The organism is Aminobacter carboxidus (assembly GCF_014863355.1).
Lineage (GTDB): Bacteria > Pseudomonadota > Alphaproteobacteria > Rhizobiales > Rhizobiaceae > Aminobacter > Aminobacter carboxidus.
Genome location: NZ_JACZEP010000017.1, coordinates 38,665 through 55,400 on the forward strand (window position 1 = coordinate 38,665; position 16,736 = coordinate 55,400).

Below are 16,736 nucleotides of genomic sequence, written 5' to 3' on the forward strand. Positions count from 1 at the left end.
TTCAAGTTCCAGTGCATCCATTGTGGCTGCACGTTCGGTCCCGGTAGCGGCGGGAATACCTCGGTTCCGCTATGCGATCACTGCCTGCACAGCGACTGATCAGGACGGCTGGACCGCTCGCTTCCCACCCCGACTTGGCGCCGGATTCGGTGGTATAGGCACTCGCAACGACTGTAAAATCGCTTTCGAGTGCTCCCACGCCTTGCCGGCGCGCTCACGGGCCATAGCCTCGTCCGTCCACCGTCCTGACAAATGAAAAGCCGCCCGGATGAAGTCCGAGCGGCTTCAATTTTTACCACGGTTTTCGTGGTTTTCATTTGCACTCCCACGGTTTTCGTGGGATAACAAATCACCGAAGCAATCCCGCTTCGGCAGGACTAGGAGGAACCCATGAGCGCAAAGCTCACCTTCCAAGTCCGGATCGGCAAGTGGAGACTGACAATCTCCATTAGCCGGTAACTCCGGGGGCCGGGGAGAGCTAGCACCTCTCTCCGGTTCCTGAATATAGACCACACCAGAGGAGGCTTCAATGACCACCCGCACAGCGGTCGGCCCCGACGACATCGAGAACACGCGCAAGATGTTCAAGCTCACCCAGCCTGAAATGGCCGAGGCCATGAACGTCCCGCTGCGCACATACGAAGACCTGGTGGCATCGCGAGTGAACTGGCGCCCCATTCATCGCCGCGCCGCCGAGATGGCGCTTCTCACCCTTGCACGTAGTAAGTCCGAGGCCGGGCTGCTCCCAGATCACCTCAGAGAACTTGTCCTTGAGCTCAATGAGTTGTTGGCCAAAGGCGCACAGCGATAGTCATGTGATGCGCTGGTAAGTGTCACCTCTTAGCTCGTACTTTATGATGGACTCCGGCGGGCTCACTATCGCCCTCAAAGCTACCTCCAACCGATCGATAGTTGATCGTTGGTTGTCGTCAAGAATTGCCGAAATCGCCTTTCCTGCGTCTGTAAGAAAATACGCCATGTATGATATTGCGCCGTCGTCCTCGGCTAACAGATCGGTCTCGAAAGGACTACCCAATGTTATTGTTGCAGTCTTAAGTATTGCGATGGCGTAATCACCCAGGTTTCCATACCAAATTTCAGCGCCGGCTGTGCTGTTCTTGCTTACCAGTCGCCGCCGGAGACCGAATGTGCCCGGATCCATCATCAGGTCAGCTGAAAGTAGTTTCTGCAACTCAGCTACGTCCAGAGCGGGCACTAAGCATGACGGGATAATATCGGCGATCCGAGACCTACAAAGGGTTTCAAATAGCGTTGCAGTCACCGAATCCATTTCGTCGACGATGCGCAGGACTTTGTTGGAAACAGTACCTGGTTTTCTGACTTCTGTCGCTAAGATGCGACCCCAGCGCGCCCGTAGCTCATCGGTTGATGCGTCTTCCGCGTAGCGTTCAAAGCGATTCAGAAAAGTTTCATCCAGCTTTTCAGTTCCGGACGTGGCCTCTTGCTCGGTCGGCGGCTTATGGCGCAAGTCTTCTAGAGCTTGTTGGACAACGGCATCCTTGTTTTCTTGCCTGGCGAATACTGTGCCCAGGCGGGTACGCATTGCCCGATCCGCGAAATCAGGATCCACTTTCATCTTTTCGATGCCAACTTGGGTCAGGGCCTCGATTTCACGCACACGGGCAGCTGAAAGTGCGCGCGATTCAGCTGTCTTCGCTTCAATCGGCGCGTTCGCAAGGTCGATAAAATTCCCGCAAAGCCTATCGAAGGCTGCTACAAACCTGCTCTTTGCACTCGCCTTGACACCTCTTTCGGTCAGTTCCGCCGAAATAGCTGTTTCCCTGTCCAAGTGGTCTTCCGCCATGATTCCCCCTCCAATTGAGAGGACAATACGGCGATAGAGGATGTCTGAACAACAACAGTAGTTGAATGAAAGGTTCAGATACTGCGACTAGGCTTTCTTCCGTTTCTGCTTCTCCCGTTGGCGCCGGCGCTCGTTGCGTTTGGCGGCCCAGGAGAAGTCGTCGAATTCGGGTGAAAGAACCTTCGCGAAGGCGCCATCGGCGAGCCAGGAATTCAGGGTGTCCCGTTCGCCCGCATCTTCCGCGATCGTATGCGAAACATCGTCGATTTCATGGGTGCGAAGCAACTCCCCGGAATCGCCGGTTTCGCTATTGTGGGAACCCTTGCGCGCCAGAATGGCCGCGATTTGCTCCAAAGCCCGGTTTTTCCTGTCGCGACCGGTGTTGGGATGGATGCCCTCTGTCTTAAAACACCAGCTCCGGAAGGATTTGCCACCAACCTTCGAACGGGCCCAGGCCAGCAGAGCACGACGTTCCTTGTCGTTGCCAACCGATGTCAGCCAGTCATGGATCGCCTCGAGCTCCGTGATCTCATGCGCCGACGGCAACACCCCGATCCGCTCCCAGAACGCCTTGCGCTCCTCGGCGAGGGGATCGGCGCCATCGACGAGCTGGTCACCATCTTCCTTACCCCAGCCGTTCTTGTCGGCACGGCTATGCACATATGGCAGCGGCAACGAGCGGACCAGCGCCGGGCCCACATGCTCGCGGGTCGCCCGATCGATCTCGGCGGCGCGTATGAAGTGCTCCGCGATATCTCCGATGTTCATTCCGGTCGTACTCACTTCGTCCGCCTGTCGTCGAAGAGATCGAACTGGCCGGCATTCTGCCCGAATCTTCTAAATATTCGCTCGTAGACCATGCCGCCGAGCGCGGTGCGTTGCGGGACGAACCCGCGGAGGTCCTGGCAGATGAATTGGAGCTCGCCGACGGGCATCGCATCCCAGGTCTGCAACCAGTCATCGGCGCGGTTTTCGACGATGCCGGCGCAAGCCCTGATGAGATCCGACGCCATCCACAACCCGACCTCGTCGAGCAACACCTTGTTGTTCGCGGTTTCGGCAAGGGTGGTCAGCACCAGCCGGAGATGGCCTTCACCGTACCGACGCAGGATCCGTTCCAGTGTGGCCACGGCCCGGGTTTCCCCGATCTCCGGGTAGCGGTGGCCATCAATGATCCTGATCCCAAATTCGGCGCAGAGGTCGTGAACTGTCATCGGCGCCGCCTCCGCTCCACAACGAATGTACGGCCACCGCGATCACGGGGCTGATCAGGTCCGAAAACCTTGTGGCGCTCCGCTGCTATCGCGGCGTCACGATCGGCCAGCCAGGTCTCGACCCCAAGGGGATCAGCTCCCACGAACGGCGCATCGGCATCGCGCCTCTGCACCAAGGCAGCTTTCCCGGCTTGCACCGCGGCCCAGGCCGAAGGGAATTGTTCGGGCCGACCGTCGGCACCATCCAGCAACCGGTCCGGGATGCCGTCACGGCGATAGACCGCGCAGTAGTAGCCAGGGAACCCGATTGCCTCGACACGGAGATCGCTCAAAGCAGGATCTCCTGGTCGGAATCGATCATATCGGCGAGACCGGGCGAGATCGGTGGTGGCGAGAATGTCTCGGAAATGTCCGGGCTTTGTCCTGTATTTGTCCGGTTCCGCATGTCATCGGGGAACGTGTGTGGGAAGCCCCTGATCGGTTTCCCGGTCCACCACACCAATGCAGCCTTCTCCGAGGTCCGCTTGAACGCGATGACCTGATGCTTGATCAAATAGCTGGTGTTGCGTTCAAACGCTTTACGGATCTTTGCTCGAGCCGCGATCTTGTCGTTCTCGCTGGCATCCATCTCGACGGCGACGTCGAGGAAGTGCCCGAAGTCGACGACATGTTTCCCGACGGCCTCCGGTGGCCCATCCTTCTCCTCGGCGACGAACCGGCCGTATTTCTTGATGGCTCGGAACATCGGGATCAGCAGGGCTTCCTCGGTGGGGCGCACCGAGTAGCCGAACTGCTGTTGCTCCTTCTTGAGGGCATCCTTTTCGGAGACCGTGAGGACAACACAGCTGGTGATCGGTTTCGAGGTCTTCGGGTTCTCGCCGACCTCAACCGATGCAAGCGTGAACGGAATCTTCAAGCCGTCTTCGTCGTCTTTCTGCTTCGCCAGCCGGGCGGTACGGATCCTGGTGTTGTCATCCATGGTGATCACAACGACGGTGTCGACGTTGGCGTGGATGCTGGTATGGCCACGCAGCTTTTTGCCATCCGCATTCATGTGATGGACCAAGCAGACGTGGACGCCGCATTCGTGCTCGATGCGGGCGATGTTCGCGAGAACCACCGACATGTCCTTACCGGAGTTCTCGTCGGCGCCGATCGTGGCCGTCGCCAACGTATCGATGAAGACGACGCGCAGCGGCACCGACATCGTGATCTTTATGGCCTTGATGGTAGCGATCAGCTTGTCGGTGTCGCCTTCGCGGGCGAAGAGGTCGACCTTGGCTGGTAGGACAACAAGGGGGATATCCTCGTCGTCGTCGACCTTGAAGTGCTTCCGATAGGCCTTCTGACGCTTCTTCATACCGAGGCCACCTTCGCCGGCCTGGTAGATGACGCCGCCACGCTCGACGGCGTGGCCGAAGAATTCTTGGCCGCGACCGATGCAGTATGCGGCATGAAGGGCGAAGAATGATTTCCCTGATCCCGATGGTCCCCCGAATACCGAGCGACCGCGGGCCGTCAGCAAGCCGTCGATGACGTAGTCGTACTCGAGCCCGGGCCCGTCGATCTCGTCGTGATAATACGCCCCGAACTCGCGTGGTCGCACCGGGGTCCAATGCGGTGCCTTCTTGAGCAGAACCGCAAACTTTTCGGCGGTGCCACCGTGCTGGTCTTTCCAGTCGGTGACATCCGCCTTCGGTGGGCAATCTTTCCAGTGCAGGGCAAGGTCGAGGACGCGGACCGATTTCGCCCGTGGTTTCAGGCCGGCGCCACGCAGCAGAGTGCGTTGTCTCGAGGAGTCGTCGTTGTCGCCGCATATGATAACGTCGGCTCCATCGAGATCCTCGTCGAAGCTCTCCTGCCAGTACTTGGCGCCACCAGCATTAGTGGTCGCTACGAAGCCCCAAGCCCGCAGGGTTTCGACGTCTTTTTCACCCTCGGCGAGGATGACGGGTTTTCCTTCGGCCTTCGCCTGGAGGACCTCGTCGCGGCGATACAGCCAGCGTGGGGCCTCCGGGAACTGTTCCTCGGTTTCGTAATGCTTGCCCTCCTTGGCCTTGAACCAGTCGCCCGACTTGATCTTGCCGTAGAGGCCTTCCTGCAGTGCCCAGATCCAGCCCTTGCCCGATGGATGCGGACGCCGTTGCATGTACCGGCGTGGTGCCGTCTTCGCGAATTTCAGAATCTCATAGGCGAGGCGGCCGCGATCATCGAAATACTCGAATGTCGCCACTGGCCAGGTGTCCATGAACCCGGCGAACTTGCCCTGTGGTGATGTCCCATCGGCGGCGCCGTTCGGACGCTCCCGGCGTTCCAGATAGCCTTGCTCTTGCAACCATTCGACGGCTTCCGGTTTCTCGAAGCCCTTGAAGGCGCGGAGGAGGTCGAGAACGCCGCCGCCGGTCTGATCCTCGTGGTCGTGCCATGTGTTCTTGACGAGATCGACGGAGAAGCTGCCGTTTTTACCCCAGCGCAGCTCCGTCTTCGACGACAGCGCGCGGTTGGGGTCCCCGATGAATTCGGGCAGGATCTTGAGCGCGACTGGCTCGATATGCACATTGAAGTCCGATGACATCAGAGCATGCGCTCCTGATGTCGTGGGGTCACAACTGAACTGAATCGTGTTCTCTCGCTCACCGCCGCTCCACCTCGATCTTGCGACCCTTCTTGAAGATCGCGCCGAACTGAGCTTCGGCTTTGGAGCGCATCGGAGATGCTTTGTCACCACTGCCGACGATGTCGCCCTGCAGATGTGATCGAAGTGCCCGCCAGGCCATCGCCTCGGCCTCGAACTCGGTGGGGTAGAGCTGAGCGATGCCGTTGATGCACACCGGTTCCCATGCCGCTTTGTGGACCTTCCGGAAATGACCTTCGAAGCCGCCCCTCACCGGGACCGCGCGTGCGTTGACTTCGTTCATGCCGATATCCTCCGATACTGATCAGAGGATACGGGTGGTCGCGGGGGTGTAGACTTACCGCGGGCGATCGCCTTCACCGGGACACCTCCGACATGCTATGGCTGGAGGCATGGGCGGGTGGGAAAAACACGGAAACTGGGCGGTGCCTGCGTTTTTGACGCTGGTCGGGCTTTTGCTCCTTTACGGATATCTCAACTACCATCTCGACTACGACGACGTCTGCCATGCCGGCGAAGGAAGCCTCAGTTGCTTCCGCGAATGGGCCAGCACAATCGTTGGAACGCTGGCAGTCCTCTTCGGCGGCGCCACTCTCATCTACCTCTACCGGCAGAACGAGGAGCAGAAGAAACAGACGTCGTTCGTGCTCGGCGACGATGACCCTTCGCTCGATGTCATCGAGCACCTCAAGGAAAAGGACACGCTCGTAATCCGCATAGTAAACTGGAACAGACGTGCGGTTTTCGTCCGGGAGATTGTCGTCTCCACCAAGTCCAAACCCGCCAACATGGAAGACCAAGTCGCATTCTTCAGTGCAGAAAATGAGAAGGGCGAGATCGAAAGCAATTCGCTGCCACTCCAAATTAAGGGGTGGGAAGACCGCCAGCAAAGGCCTGGATTCGCCAGGATCGACCTTCTCTTGCTCCGACAAAAGGCGGGCACTGAAGCCGGCTGGATGGCCGACAAGGCTGTGCCGTTTCCACCGGATGCTGTCGTCACGGTGACAGTCCAGATGCTCGGCAACGTACATCGCATCTTCGAGATCGAAGCGGATGCCTTTCCGAAAGTGGGATGATCTCACCGCATCGGAACCCGAAAACTCAACTGGCACTGGCATGATGATCAGGCGACCTCTTCCTCGGTGATCTCGGCGAAGTCGGGATCGTCATCGAGGGTTGGGGCAACGATGGCCGGCCGCTTACCCGGACCGGAGTAGGTCGGGGCGCGCAGCTCGGGTGGAAGCCAGCCTGTCTGCGGGACGTTCGCAAGCGCGAACTCGACGAGCTCGGCCTTCTTCAGCTTCTCGGCCTTGCGGGCCTCGTCGTCATTGATGGCTTCGCGGATGGCCTCGATCACGAAGGGCTTCGATGCGCCACCGAAGTAATCAGGTGCGTCGAACGTCGCGCGCAACGCGGTGGTCAGTAGGTCGGGCTGGATCGAAGCGGCGAGCGGCGCCGCGTTGCTATCGAAGGGCAGCTTGCCGTTGTGAGGTCTTTCCATGTGCACGGCGTCGCCGGCGCACCCGGCCGCCACCTGAAACAGCTCCTGGTCCGACATCACGGACAGACGCGAGAACACGCTGGCAAATGTCTCCTTGTCCTCGCCGCGCACCTTGGCAAACCCTTCATGATAGACGCGGACCGGACTGTCGGTGTGCAGATGACGATGCGTGATGAAGCCGGCGAGCAGCGCAACCAAACCTACGCGCGGCTCTTGCTGTAGCGCCTGGCGCACCGCCAGCGTGGCCTGCGCGCTCAGACGCTGATGCAGTGCATTCGAGATCGTCGGCGGACCCTTCTCCTTCGGCTCGTCGGACGCTGATGACGCCTTCTTCTCCGCTTGCGGTTTCACGACGCCGCGCACGATCTCGACGTCACCATGATAGCCGATCTTGACGACGCTACCGGCTTTGGCGAGCTGATCAGGCGTCCACTGCCGGCCGGCGATCGCGGTTTGAAGGCGAGCGAGTTCACCGGCAGTGCCGTCGGTTCCCTTGGCCACCGCCTTTTCAAGTTTCTTGATCAGCTTCTTTTCGTCAGCCGTCGCCTGGCCGTCGCCGGGTTTCTCGCGCTTCCAACTGTGCTCCCAGTAATAGCCTAGGTCGGAGTTGGTGCTGACCCAGGACCAGCCTTCTGCCTTCAGCCCGTCAAGCTTTGCCTTGATCGATTCTTCAGCGACACGATGCATCAGGGCTTTGTCGGCCACGATGTGGTCATCACCGAATAGATCAGTGGTTACCGCGCCGCCGGCCGCCTTGTAGGCGTCGAGGCCGGCGATCTTGACCCACTTCTTGATATCGTCGTCGGCGCCGCCGAACGCGCGCATGACTGCATGGCTGTGCAGATTGCGATCCTTCGTCAGCTTGTTGAAGACGCGCTCCTGCTCCGCGATCGACGGCGCCAATGTAAAGGCGCGAACGGTCTCGACGCCGCTCCCGCGCTCGTTGAATATGCCTGAGCGCCAGGCATCAAGGATCACTGGCGACAGCCTCCCCAACGCCAGCATCCGCTTCACCCGCTTGGGATCGATGCCGAAACGGCTGGCAATCTGCCCTTCGTCGAGACCGCGGTCGGCGAGCTCGCGGAAGGTTTCGTAGGTATCGGCCTCATGCTGGGGGAGGCGGATGAAGTTCTCGGCCTGGCTGATCTCGCGGGCGGTGGTGTCGTCGTCCTCACCGATCAGGACCGGGACCTGGAAGCAATCGTCGACCGGGACACCGGCGGCGCTATCGCCGTCGACGGCGAGCTCGCAGAGCACGCGGTGCCGGCGGCTGCCGGCGATGATCTTGTATTTGCCGTCGTCACCACGGCGGACGCGTAGCGATTGCGCGACGCCATGGGCACGGATCGAAGCCTTGAGCTCGTCGATGCCTTCGTCATTGCGGGTGCGGCGGGCGTTGATGGCATCGTCGGGCATCAAGTCGACGAGATCCACGGTCATGCTGATTGTACCGGTCATTTCGGGTTCCTTTCGTCGGTGGGGAGCTCGTCGGCGACAAGCGCAACGAACGCGAACTTCTCGACCTTGCGGAGATCGATGTGCTCGAGGTGGTCGATGATGAAGCGGCGGAGGTCTGCGGGCTTGATGTCCCAGGAACTGCCGCCCTGCTGGGGCAACCTTTTGTCGACACGTTTTGTTGCCGGCAGACCCCATTCGATGATCCAGCGGGTCATCGTTTTCCCGTCGATGCCGAGCAGCTTCGCCGCTTGCGTGGCCGAGAGCTCTTCGCGGGTCGCACGGCGGGACAAACTGAGGCGTTTGGCTTTCACGATGATCGACGTCGGTGATCGTTTGAAGCCATGTTCCCGGAAGATTTCGGCGCATCTTTCGGGATTATGCAACGGCACTTTCGACATCAGCGCGAGCTCGGCCGCAGTCCATTGCGGTTCCTTCTTGTGCGGCATCACAAGACACAGCGCGGTCGCGCGCTTCGTTACCCACCAGCGTGGGAGCTGCCACTTGTCTGCAAAGGCGTTGCATTCCCCACGCTTCTTGCCGTCGCCGTTTTGATAGAAGGCCCGCAGTGCGTCATCGAAGCCGGCAGGCACATCGATCTTCGCGGACCTCACCGTTGACTTGTCGGACCCGGTTCCAGCGGGAGCACTGAGACCCATCTTGTGCGCGACCTGGTAGACACCGCTCGGTGTGCGGTGAGAACCGAGATGGGCTAGGCAAGCCGCACAACCACCCTTTGGAAAATGCTCGCGAATGATCTCGCGTTCGGCGTCAGTCCAAAAACGGCTGCTGTGCTTGCCGGGAACGTACGGCTTGGAAAGCCGGGGCTCTGGAATTGTCGGCCGCGCGAATGAAACCGGTGTCAAAGACATGCCAGCATGCCTTTCTCGATACGGGCGGCGCGATCCTCGCCGTCACCCATGAATTCGAGAGCACCGAACTGGTCCAGCAAGGCGAGGCCCGCGGCGATATCTTCGGCGGTGCTCTGCAGTCCCGCTGGCATGTCCGATACACGGGCGCCGCTGGGTGCGATCGCCTTCAACTCCGCATAGATCCTGCCAGCAACGGCAAACGCGGGATCGCGGATGAATGCCCGGATCGCCTTGAGGCTTGGGATCAGCGCGTTCTCGTCCCGGATTTCGTCATCCTCGGCGGAGGCCTCCATAAGCGCCTCGAGGTCGAGCAGCTGCGCGGCCTCCTCTGCGTCGATATCGTCTGGAGCACTGAGCGCTGGTCTGGCGCCGCGATGGTGGGTTTCGACGCCGCCGACGCGGAGCACTGCAGGGGATCTCGAAAATGCCGGCCCGACGGCAACGAAGTCGCCGGGTTCCAGCATGGGCAACCTATCGAATGCCTTGCTGGCATCCCAACCAATCGTTTCGGCGGCACGTCGGATGTCGAGATCGAGGGTGTTCAATCCGACGACGAAGTTGTGCATCTCGGAAACGACAGACTTCGCCATGCGAGCCAGGCGTTGCGTCGCCAGGATCCCGCAGAGACCACGCTTGCGGCCTCGGCTCATCAAATCTGTGACGGCACCAATGGCTGCCTTTCGGACCGACGTCGCCGCGGTTGACTGTCCGCCGAAGGGAGCGAAGAGATGAGCCTCGTCGACAAACACAAGGCAGGGATGCCAGTGGGCGCGCGGCGCATTGATCAGGGATTCAAAGAATGCAGCGATCGCCTGCAACTGGCCTTCTCGATCCAACTCGGACATGTCGATGAGGACGGATAGCCGATGGGCCCGGATCCGAGCGCCGAGCAGCGCGAGCGCGGCGGTGTCGAGCTTATGCGCTTCGACATGAAAATGGCCGTAGCGTTCCGCGATGGATTTGAACTCTCCTTCGGGGTCGATGATGATCTGCTGGACCCGGCCGTGGGTTTGTTCGATCAGCCGGCGAAGCGTCCAGGATTTGCCGGCCCCCGAGGTTCCCTGCACCAGCATGCGACCATCGAGAAGTCGGGCGAGATCGATTCCGATGATCTCGCCGAGTTCGGTAGCGCCCATCACGACATCTGCGGATTTGGCTTGGCCTGCCGGTGCGGTTTCACGATCAGGGATGGTGACGTTGCCGACGCCGCTTTCCGCGGCAAGCAGAGAGCCAAGACGCCGATCGGCTGGGCTCAACTTGGCCATATCCTCAGGTTTCGGAAACACGAGCCCGAACGCCCGGCTAATCGGACGCTCCGGTGTTTGTCTGATTTCAGCATGCAGCATCAGAAACCTCCCTTGCTGATCGGGTTGCGGTGAGGTCCCGCCAATCTTTGGCGCCCTCGATGTCATCACGAGCTTCATCGTCGAGCTCGGTGGCCATCCGGTCGGCCATGGCGCGCAGCGCGCCGACCTGCGATGATGCCAAGCCGTCGATCATTTGTTCCCAGGCAAGACCAACAGCTGCGAGCTCACTGCGCATCGCGAATCTCCGGGGCGGCGAGGATGGCGGCGCCGACGCGGTAGGCCTCGAGCGCGGCGGACAACTTGGTGATGACGCCGGTTTCTTTGATGAGGTCGCGATCGCCGGAGAGACCGCGGTTCGCGAGATCGTGAGCTTCGGCGAGACCAAAGGTGAGCTGGACAGTCTCGGTGCCGGCGTCGAGCTTGGCTACCTCGATGCCGTTGGCACCGGCCCGGGCGATGCGCTCCGCGTTCTGCCCGTTGATCTTCCACCGCCAGAATACTGGGTTGTCGGGTCGCGTCGTCGACTGCGGCTCCCCGGTCTGGACGAGTGTGATGCCGAGCTCGGAGAGAAGGCGGATCAAATGGTCGGCACGGAGCCTGACTTGCTCGCAGCCACCATCGTTGTCGAACCGAATCCAGTCTTCCCAGAGCGGCCGGATCAAGCCGAGGCGTTCGCGGCGCATCGCCTCTGCGAGGATGTCGCGGACCTCCCTCATGGCCATTGCCATGTGAAAGCGATGACGAGCGGTCCGGCATGGAAAGCCACGCTGGTGTCCCCCCAGGCCAAGTCACGTTCGTAGCTGACGGCGAAAGGCAGCGCACACACGTTGCTGATGCCGATCGAGATCTTGAAACTTGTCATCGTGGCGCCCTCACATTTTTCCGGTACCGCGGTTCGAAACCCTTGGGCACGAACCGGTAGCCGCGGCCCCAGACGGTCTCGACGACATCCAGGCCGCCGTTCATCTCGACGAGCTTCCGTCTCAACTTGCAGATCAGGACATCGATGATCTTCCGTTCCGGCTCGTCCTCGCCGCCGTAGAGGCGGTCCATGAGCTCGTCCTTTGACAGCGCGCGTTCGGGCTCCCGGGCCAGCGCCATCATCACCCTGGCTTCCGTAGTGGTGAGGTGCTGCTTCTTGCCGCCGCCCTCGACGTTCCCGGTTTCGGCATCGAGGACGCAGCCAGGCATCTGGATGATGAGGTGGTCGTTGTAGACGCCGCGCCGCGCCAGCATCTTGAGGCGGGCCATGAACTCGTTGCGGTCGATCGGCGCCGGCTGGACGTCGTCGGCGCCGCATCTCAAGATCAGCGACATCGGACCGGGATGTGCCTCCTGCTTGTCGAGCAACACGAACAGGATGTTGCGGACACCAGCTTTGCGGTAATTCCGACAGGTCAATGCCGCGAAGCTTGAATAGGTGGCTCGGATCACACCGATGGCATCGGGATCCCGGTAGAGCGCGGAGCAAAATTCTGGTGGGAGTGGCTGGCCGTCGGATTCGAAGCCGGCATCTTCGGCAGCGGAGCGCAGCGAATGCTCGATGTCACGTGATGGCGCGAGGACGATGACGCGTTTCATCTCGCACCACCGAAGATCACGAACGTGATGAACGCGACCGATGCCACGAACAGCATGATGCAGAGCGCGGGTGGGAGATTGTTGGTGCGGCGGACTCGGCCGCCAAGCGGACGGGTCATGCCAAGACCTCATCGGTTGGAGCCTGAGCCTTTCTGAGGACCGCGAGGCGCTTCTCATCGACCGGCCTGAACCGATACGCTCCGAAGGGGATCTCACCGAGTTCGGGGTCGTTGGAGGGACGGAGGACCTCGACGAGCAATATTCCGAGCTCGTCGAGTGGCCGGCCGAAAATCGTCAACAGGAGAACGTCGGGCTCGGTGACTGCGCGAACCGTGTAGACATGCCCTCGGACGATCTCCTTGACGCCAAGCGCGTTTTGCTTGGCGTCATCGACGCAGATGACAAGCATCCCTGGACGAGGATCCCAATCCATCAGAACCGCTCCGGGATTGCTGGCTTCGCATAGCGATCGGCGAGACGCTCGGCCTCACGCTTCCGTCGCTCTGCGGCCAGGAACAGCGGATCGACAGGCGGTGCATTCTTCGGATCGACGAGGAGGCAACCGCAGTACCAGATCGCCAGCGCATCGGTGCGATCGAAGCCCTTGTCGGCCTCGGCCTCTTCCGGGGTCACCCAGCTGAGATCGATGCACTTCTGACGCACCAAAGGTTTGGCGACGTCATCCTTGGGCTTCTTCGGCAGGAACTTTGAGCGGACCGTGGAGAGCCAAAGGCGATGCTCCCCACGTTCTTCCTTGACGACCAGGTCGCGGTTACGAACCCCGAGCAGACGCGACGTCGCAACGATGACGCCGATCAGCCCGTTTTTCATTTCCGAGGTTTCGTAATTGGTGGTGTGCTTGACGCCGGTGTCGGGGAGGGCCCGTTCGACGACCACATAATCCGCCGGATAAGTGGTCAGGAATTCGGTTGTCCACCGCATCGCGCCCAACATGACGTTGGCGTAACTGGCGCCGGCGCCGGACTTCGCGAAGAACTGTGAACCTGATCTAGGGGTCTCGCCGATCGGACCATATGCCCAGCCGAAATGCGCGGCGGCATCGATTGCAAGAATGCGCGGGGTCGTCATCATAGCCTCGTAAATTGATGGCCGCTGCTTTCCCGGCCTGGTCAGAAGGTTTCCAGTCGTTTGGACGGTCGGCTGCTACCTACAAGCGGCCACTCCGTTGATCGGGGCGACCGGGTTTTGGGACCCGGTCAGGGCGCTGCACGTTGACGTTTCTCGGCTTTGCCAGCAGCACCCATGGCGTCGTTAAAACCGCCGCCCCTTCTCGGTCCGCTCGCGCGGATCAGTTCGGCTGCAGCGCAGCCTTGTCCCAGTCTTCGTCGCTCATCGAATTCTTAACGGCGTTGACCACCGCGGCCGTGGTCTCGTCCTGCTTCTCAGGGTCGGCTTCCTCGCGGGCAACTGCCGCGGCGCCGAGCCCGAAGTTGGCGAAGTCGTCACCAAGGGCGGTCCGGATATCGACTGCGAACTCGCGGTCGTCATCCTCGAGATCGTCGACCTTGCCCTCGGCGCGTTCAAGCATGGCTTCGGCCTTGCGCTTGATCTTCTGGGCGTCGGTAATCGCTCGGATGATGCCCTTGTTGACGCCCTGCTTCTTGGCGTCGGCGAGCAGCGTCTTCTGATCGGCATCGACTTCCTTCTGGATCGCCCGCTTCTTCACCTTGAAATCGGCGTCGAGGAGCCGGAGCTTTTCCTCTCGGATCTGCTCGAGGCGATCGAACTCCTCGACGAAAGAGGCCGCTTCTTTGGAAGATGCCCGGTTTGGACGTTCATGAATCGCGGTCACGCGAACTTCCTTTCAGCCGAGCGGAGCTCGGCGCGCTGGCGTTGGCTGTATTCGGCATGGGAAAGCCGTTGATGTGCGCCGCAGTAGCTGCGTTCGGGCTCTTTATCGGCGCCGCAGCACAGCAGGCCTTTGCCTTCGATCCCGTCGACCGGCCACTTGCAGCCGGTGTTCACCGCGAAATGGACTGGGAGCACGCCGGGAATCGGATCGAAGGCGTTCTTGGTGGCGATGACGACACCAGGCGAAGCGGCCCGCTGCTCGGCTCGGGCCTTGAAATCGAAGGGGTGGGGATTGTTGGGGCCGCGCATTGGGGCGGCCTCGACGGTACCGGCGGCGCTTTTCCGCAGGACCTTGTCCCGCTTCGGCGCTGTGGCCCGTGGTGTTCCTTTTGCTGGAGCCTTGCCGGCACGTTTGGCACGCGCCGCCTTTGGCTCCGGGCCCGGAGTCCGTGGCTTCAGTTTCAACGCGCCCTTGGCGCGCAACGATGCCGCAATGGTGCCGATGGCGCTCCTGGACGTCGCACCAAGGCGTTCCGCAATGGCGCTATAGGTGAGACCCTTCGCCAGAAGAGGCTGGACGGCGGCTTCCTTCGCCTTCCTGTCCATGTAGATCCAAGCCGTCATCTGGCGTCTCCGCCAGTTCCGGATAGATCCAGTGCGCCAGCGAGTCGGCCCAGAGCACGCATTTGGTGGCCATCCAGCGGCGCGCCTTCCGCGGCAAGATGAGCTGCCAGAATGTTCGCCGTGGCGGCGAGTTTAAGCTTGGCACGTCTGGCCTCCTGGATCGCGCGCAGTTCCTGCAGCGCGAGAACTTCGTGATAGTCGGCCCGACGGGCTTCGCCATAAAACCACGATTTGACGCGGTTCCAAGTCAGGTCCTTCAGACGATGAGAGAATTCCTTGTTGGTCAGGCCTTCATAGACCGCCGAGATCTGGTCTTTCCAGTTCCCATTCGGCGCGATGATGCCGGCGATGTCGCGTGTGAGGCCTTGGGCGATCGCTACGCTAGACATGATGCGACCGCCCTGGCATCGGCGCTCCGAAAATAATTCTGAGCGCTCCGAAGAGCTTTCCGAGAGGTCCGAACCGTTCATTGCTATCTCTCCATCCAGCGACGGACTTGGAGAAACGCGATGAACGGACAGACGAAAAACACCGAGCCACCACCAACTGGGAAAGCGAGGGGCCCACCAAGCCGGCGAGATGCCAGCGGGAAATGCGGAGCGGTGTAGAAGCTGCGGACAACATCACCCGGTGACCTCAGGGGTCGCAGGGTTCAGGTCATAAAAATCATTAGGGCTGACCTGCCCATTCGTTATTTCAGTAATTTTCCTCATTTGATCGGGCCTGGGCACGCGTTCGCCGCGAAGCCACTTTCGAAGGCCGGAAACCGAACAATCGCCGACACGTTCGGCCATCTGTTCGTGGGTCAAACCATTCTGCTCGATGAAATCGGAAAGTTTCATTCCTATAGACTTCCCCATAATGGGAAAGATTGCAAGCAGATTTTGGGGAAGGCTCGCACCTGTGGTGCATGGTAGAAATCCCGTTATGGGTAATCAGCTCAAAAAAATCCGCGAATCCAAAGGGATGACGCACGATGATGCCGCGGCCGCTATGGCGATCTCGCGCGGCCAGTACATCAAGCTCGAGCGCGGGGAGCGGCGCCTCAACGAAGATTACATTCTGCGAGCATCGCGGGCGTTCGGTGTCCCTGTCCAGTTGGTGATCTCTGACGACGACGAGTGGTCAGGTGATGACGAACTGCCCTCGGCGCCGATCGGCGCCAACTTCCTGCCCTTCGCCGGCACAACGCAGGCCGGCGTCTTCGTCGATGTTGAGCTGCATGCCAACCACGAGCCCCAGGCTGTCGCGATCTCTCCGGATCCTCGGTACCGGCGCGCCAGGCAGTATGTCTGGCAGGTCCTCGGTGATTCCATGAACAAGGCTGGGATCCACGACGGCATGTTCGCCGTGGGTGTCGACTACGTGGACTTCGTGGCTCATTACCGGCCGATCGAAACCGGCGATATCGTAGTGGTTGAGCGCATGCGCTTCGGTGGCCAGGAGCGGGAGCGCACCATCAAACGGTACTGGGAAGAGCCTACCGGCGTCGCCCTGCTGCCGGAGTCGACGAACCCCCACCACAAGCCGATCATGATCCCGAAGGACGGCATCGTCGAAGGCGAAGAGATCCGCATCATCGCCTATGTGACCGGATCTTATAGCCTGTTCGGTAAAGCGATCTTTGACCTCGACGAAGGTCAGAAAATCCACCTCTGATTTCGATCTGCCGTTCTTGACAAGTGGCTGCGCGCGGTTCACCCGCGCGCGCTCGCCGTCGCGCAATCGCGCGGAAGACAGATATAAACCTTCAAGCTATAGCTCTACGTTTCTAGGTTCTCTCTACGTTCGAACCTAGCGCGAAACCTTCACCGATTCCGTGTCCCGCTGCTGTGCCGTGTGGGTGCTGACGCACCCACTGCGTTGTGGCTCTACGATTCAATTTCGGAGTTTACGCGCGCGCATGTTTG

General features: G+C 60.6%; 22 protein-coding genes. 3 read left to right on the forward strand and 19 right to left on the reverse strand.

The window, feature by feature from the left end; all coding sequences use genetic code 11:
- The first annotated feature begins 529 nt into the window (after window positions 1-529).
- Window positions 530-811: an XRE family transcriptional regulator gene (locus IHE39_RS27920; protein WP_192568801.1), complete on the forward strand. Its 282-nt coding sequence runs from the start codon at window positions 530-532 to the stop codon at window positions 809-811.
- On the opposite strand, the gene IHE39_RS27925 is transcribed toward IHE39_RS27920, so the two are convergent.
- From IHE39_RS27925 to IHE39_RS27950, 6 genes are all read right to left on the reverse strand, one after another.
- Window positions 812-1,825, reverse strand: a complete 1,014-nt coding sequence (locus IHE39_RS27925) for a DUF2806 domain-containing protein (protein ID WP_192568802.1) — start codon at window positions 1,823-1,825, stop codon at window positions 812-814.
- 87 nt (window positions 1,826-1,912) lie between these two features.
- Entirely contained in the window at window positions 1,913-2,593 is a 681-nt protein-coding gene (locus IHE39_RS27930; RefSeq protein ID WP_192568803.1) for a hypothetical protein, read from the reverse strand.
- An 11-nt stretch (window positions 2,594-2,604) separates the two neighbouring features.
- A complete protein-coding gene (locus tag IHE39_RS27935; RefSeq protein ID WP_192568804.1) occupies window positions 2,605-3,039 on the reverse strand; it encodes a hypothetical protein in 435 nt (144 codons plus the stop codon).
- Window positions 3,036-3,371 (reverse strand): hypothetical protein, encoded by a 336-nt coding sequence (locus IHE39_RS27940; protein WP_192568805.1) that lies wholly within the window; start codon window positions 3,369-3,371, stop codon window positions 3,036-3,038. Before IHE39_RS27940 ends, IHE39_RS27935 begins: the two co-directional genes overlap by 4 nt.
- Complete coding sequence (locus IHE39_RS27945) at window positions 3,368-5,614, reverse strand: AAA family ATPase (RefSeq protein WP_192568806.1); 2,247 nt, start codon at window positions 5,612-5,614, stop codon at window positions 3,368-3,370. Before IHE39_RS27945 ends, IHE39_RS27940 begins: the two co-directional genes overlap by 4 nt.
- Before the next feature lie 58 nt (window positions 5,615-5,672).
- Complete coding sequence (locus IHE39_RS27950; RefSeq protein WP_192568807.1) at window positions 5,673-5,957, reverse strand: hypothetical protein; 285 nt, start codon at window positions 5,955-5,957, stop codon at window positions 5,673-5,675.
- A 109-nt stretch (window positions 5,958-6,066) separates the two neighbouring features.
- Here IHE39_RS27950 and IHE39_RS27955 point away from each other — a divergent pair, with 109 nt between their 5' ends.
- Entirely contained in the window at window positions 6,067-6,750 is a 684-nt protein-coding gene (locus tag IHE39_RS27955) for a hypothetical protein (RefSeq protein WP_192568808.1), read from the forward strand.
- Between the two features lie 47 nt (window positions 6,751-6,797).
- Here the strand turns inward: IHE39_RS27955 and IHE39_RS27960 are convergent, their stop codons facing one another.
- The 13 genes from IHE39_RS27960 to IHE39_RS28015 all read right to left on the reverse strand — a co-directional run bounded on the left by IHE39_RS27960 (window position 6,798) and on the right by IHE39_RS28015 (window position 15,668).
- Window positions 6,798-8,633 (reverse strand): ParB/RepB/Spo0J family partition protein, encoded by a 1,836-nt coding sequence (locus IHE39_RS27960; protein WP_192568809.1) that lies wholly within the window; start codon window positions 8,631-8,633, stop codon window positions 6,798-6,800.
- Window positions 8,630-9,502, reverse strand: coding sequence for a helix-turn-helix domain-containing protein (locus tag IHE39_RS27965; protein WP_192568810.1), 873 nt, complete (start codon window positions 9,500-9,502; stop codon window positions 8,630-8,632). Before IHE39_RS27965 ends, IHE39_RS27960 begins: the two co-directional genes overlap by 4 nt.
- Entirely contained in the window at window positions 9,493-10,848 is a 1,356-nt protein-coding gene (locus IHE39_RS27970; RefSeq protein ID WP_192568811.1) for a helicase HerA domain-containing protein, read from the reverse strand. Before IHE39_RS27970 ends, IHE39_RS27965 begins: the two co-directional genes overlap by 10 nt.
- Window positions 10,835-11,044, reverse strand: coding sequence for a hypothetical protein (locus IHE39_RS27975; protein ID WP_192568812.1), 210 nt, complete (start codon window positions 11,042-11,044; stop codon window positions 10,835-10,837). The genes IHE39_RS27970 and IHE39_RS27975 overlap by 14 nt, the downstream gene beginning before the upstream one ends.
- Complete coding sequence (locus tag IHE39_RS27980; RefSeq protein WP_192568813.1) at window positions 11,034-11,525, reverse strand: hypothetical protein; 492 nt, start codon at window positions 11,523-11,525, stop codon at window positions 11,034-11,036. The genes IHE39_RS27975 and IHE39_RS27980 overlap by 11 nt, the downstream gene beginning before the upstream one ends.
- 142 nt (window positions 11,526-11,667) lie before the next feature.
- On the reverse strand, window positions 11,668-12,390 hold the full coding sequence (locus IHE39_RS30480) for a winged helix-turn-helix transcriptional regulator (RefSeq protein WP_210327709.1): 723 nt from the start codon (window positions 12,388-12,390) through the stop codon (window positions 11,668-11,670).
- Window positions 12,387-12,509, reverse strand: a complete 123-nt coding sequence (locus IHE39_RS31015; protein WP_281399417.1) for a hypothetical protein — start codon at window positions 12,507-12,509, stop codon at window positions 12,387-12,389. Before IHE39_RS31015 ends, IHE39_RS30480 begins: the two co-directional genes overlap by 4 nt.
- Window positions 12,506-12,799 carry a hypothetical protein gene (locus IHE39_RS27990; protein WP_192568814.1) on the reverse strand — a complete coding sequence of 98 codons (294 nt, stop codon included), beginning with the start codon at window positions 12,797-12,799 and terminating at the stop codon, window positions 12,506-12,508. Before IHE39_RS27990 ends, IHE39_RS31015 begins: the two co-directional genes overlap by 4 nt.
- 23 nt (window positions 12,800-12,822) lie before the next feature.
- Window positions 12,823-13,479, reverse strand: coding sequence for a hypothetical protein (locus IHE39_RS27995; protein ID WP_192568815.1), 657 nt, complete (start codon window positions 13,477-13,479; stop codon window positions 12,823-12,825).
- Window positions 13,480-13,699: 220 nt separating this feature from the next.
- On the reverse strand, window positions 13,700-14,203 hold the full coding sequence (locus IHE39_RS28000) for a hypothetical protein (protein WP_192568816.1): 504 nt from the start codon (window positions 14,201-14,203) through the stop codon (window positions 13,700-13,702).
- Complete coding sequence (locus IHE39_RS28005; RefSeq protein ID WP_192568817.1) at window positions 14,200-14,826, reverse strand: GcrA family cell cycle regulator; 627 nt, start codon at window positions 14,824-14,826, stop codon at window positions 14,200-14,202. Before IHE39_RS28005 ends, IHE39_RS28000 begins: the two co-directional genes overlap by 4 nt.
- Complete coding sequence (locus IHE39_RS28010; RefSeq protein WP_192568818.1) at window positions 14,823-15,296, reverse strand: hypothetical protein; 474 nt, start codon at window positions 15,294-15,296, stop codon at window positions 14,823-14,825. Before IHE39_RS28010 ends, IHE39_RS28005 begins: the two co-directional genes overlap by 4 nt.
- A 153-nt stretch (window positions 15,297-15,449) precedes the next feature.
- Window positions 15,450-15,668, reverse strand: a complete 219-nt coding sequence (locus tag IHE39_RS28015) for a helix-turn-helix domain-containing protein (RefSeq protein WP_192568819.1) — start codon at window positions 15,666-15,668, stop codon at window positions 15,450-15,452.
- Window positions 15,669-15,753: 85 nt separating this feature from the next.
- Between IHE39_RS28015 and IHE39_RS28020 the strand changes: the two genes are divergently transcribed.
- Window positions 15,754-16,485, forward strand: coding sequence for an XRE family transcriptional regulator (locus IHE39_RS28020; RefSeq protein WP_192568820.1), 732 nt, complete (start codon window positions 15,754-15,756; stop codon window positions 16,483-16,485).
- Window positions 16,486-16,736 lie beyond the last annotated feature (251 nt).

What these genes read in the sequence shown, in the direction of transcription:
- IHE39_RS27920 (WP_192568801.1), top strand. Translation starts at nt 530, where the DNA reads ATGACCACCCGCACAGCGGTCGGCCCCGACGACATCGAGAACACGCGC.
- IHE39_RS27925 (WP_192568802.1), bottom strand. Translation starts at nt 1,825, where the DNA reads ATGGCGGAAGACCACTTGGACAGGGAAACAGCTATTTCGGCGGAACTG.
- IHE39_RS27930 (WP_192568803.1), bottom strand. Translation starts at nt 2,593, where the DNA reads ATGAACATCGGAGATATCGCGGAGCACTTCATACGCGCCGCCGAGATC.
- IHE39_RS27935 (WP_192568804.1), bottom strand. Translation starts at nt 3,039, where the DNA reads ATGACAGTTCACGACCTCTGCGCCGAATTTGGGATCAGGATCATTGAT.
- IHE39_RS27945 (WP_192568806.1), bottom strand. Translation starts at nt 5,614, where the DNA reads ATGTCATCGGACTTCAATGTGCATATCGAGCCAGTCGCGCTCAAGATC.
- IHE39_RS27950 (WP_192568807.1), bottom strand. Translation starts at nt 5,957, where the DNA reads ATGAACGAAGTCAACGCACGCGCGGTCCCGGTGAGGGGCGGCTTCGAA.
- IHE39_RS27955 (WP_192568808.1), top strand. Translation starts at nt 6,067, where the DNA reads ATGGGCGGGTGGGAAAAACACGGAAACTGGGCGGTGCCTGCGTTTTTG.
- IHE39_RS27960 (WP_192568809.1), bottom strand. Translation starts at nt 8,633, where the DNA reads ATGACCGGTACAATCAGCATGACCGTGGATCTCGTCGACTTGATGCCC.
- IHE39_RS27965 (WP_192568810.1), bottom strand. Translation starts at nt 9,502, where the DNA reads ATGTCTTTGACACCGGTTTCATTCGCGCGGCCGACAATTCCAGAGCCC.
- IHE39_RS27970 (WP_192568811.1), bottom strand. Translation starts at nt 10,848, where the DNA reads ATGCTGCATGCTGAAATCAGACAAACACCGGAGCGTCCGATTAGCCGG.
- IHE39_RS27975 (WP_192568812.1), bottom strand. Translation starts at nt 11,044, where the DNA reads ATGCGCAGTGAGCTCGCAGCTGTTGGTCTTGCCTGGGAACAAATGATC.
- IHE39_RS27980 (WP_192568813.1), bottom strand. Translation starts at nt 11,525, where the DNA reads ATGAGGGAGGTCCGCGACATCCTCGCAGAGGCGATGCGCCGCGAACGC.
- IHE39_RS30480 (WP_210327709.1), bottom strand. Translation starts at nt 12,390, where the DNA reads ATGAAACGCGTCATCGTCCTCGCGCCATCACGTGACATCGAGCATTCG.
- IHE39_RS31015 (WP_281399417.1), bottom strand. Translation starts at nt 12,509, where the DNA reads ATGACCCGTCCGCTTGGCGGCCGAGTCCGCCGCACCAACAATCTCCCA.
- IHE39_RS27990 (WP_192568814.1), bottom strand. Translation starts at nt 12,799, where the DNA reads ATGCTTGTCATCTGCGTCGATGACGCCAAGCAAAACGCGCTTGGCGTC.
- IHE39_RS27995 (WP_192568815.1), bottom strand. Translation starts at nt 13,479, where the DNA reads ATGACGACCCCGCGCATTCTTGCAATCGATGCCGCCGCGCATTTCGGC.
- IHE39_RS28005 (WP_192568817.1), bottom strand. Translation starts at nt 14,826, where the DNA reads ATGACGGCTTGGATCTACATGGACAGGAAGGCGAAGGAAGCCGCCGTC.
- IHE39_RS28010 (WP_192568818.1), bottom strand. Translation starts at nt 15,296, where the DNA reads ATGAACGGTTCGGACCTCTCGGAAAGCTCTTCGGAGCGCTCAGAATTA.
- IHE39_RS28015 (WP_192568819.1), bottom strand. Translation starts at nt 15,668, where the DNA reads ATGAAACTTTCCGATTTCATCGAGCAGAATGGTTTGACCCACGAACAG.
- IHE39_RS28020 (WP_192568820.1), top strand. Translation starts at nt 15,754, where the DNA reads ATGGGTAATCAGCTCAAAAAAATCCGCGAATCCAAAGGGATGACGCAC.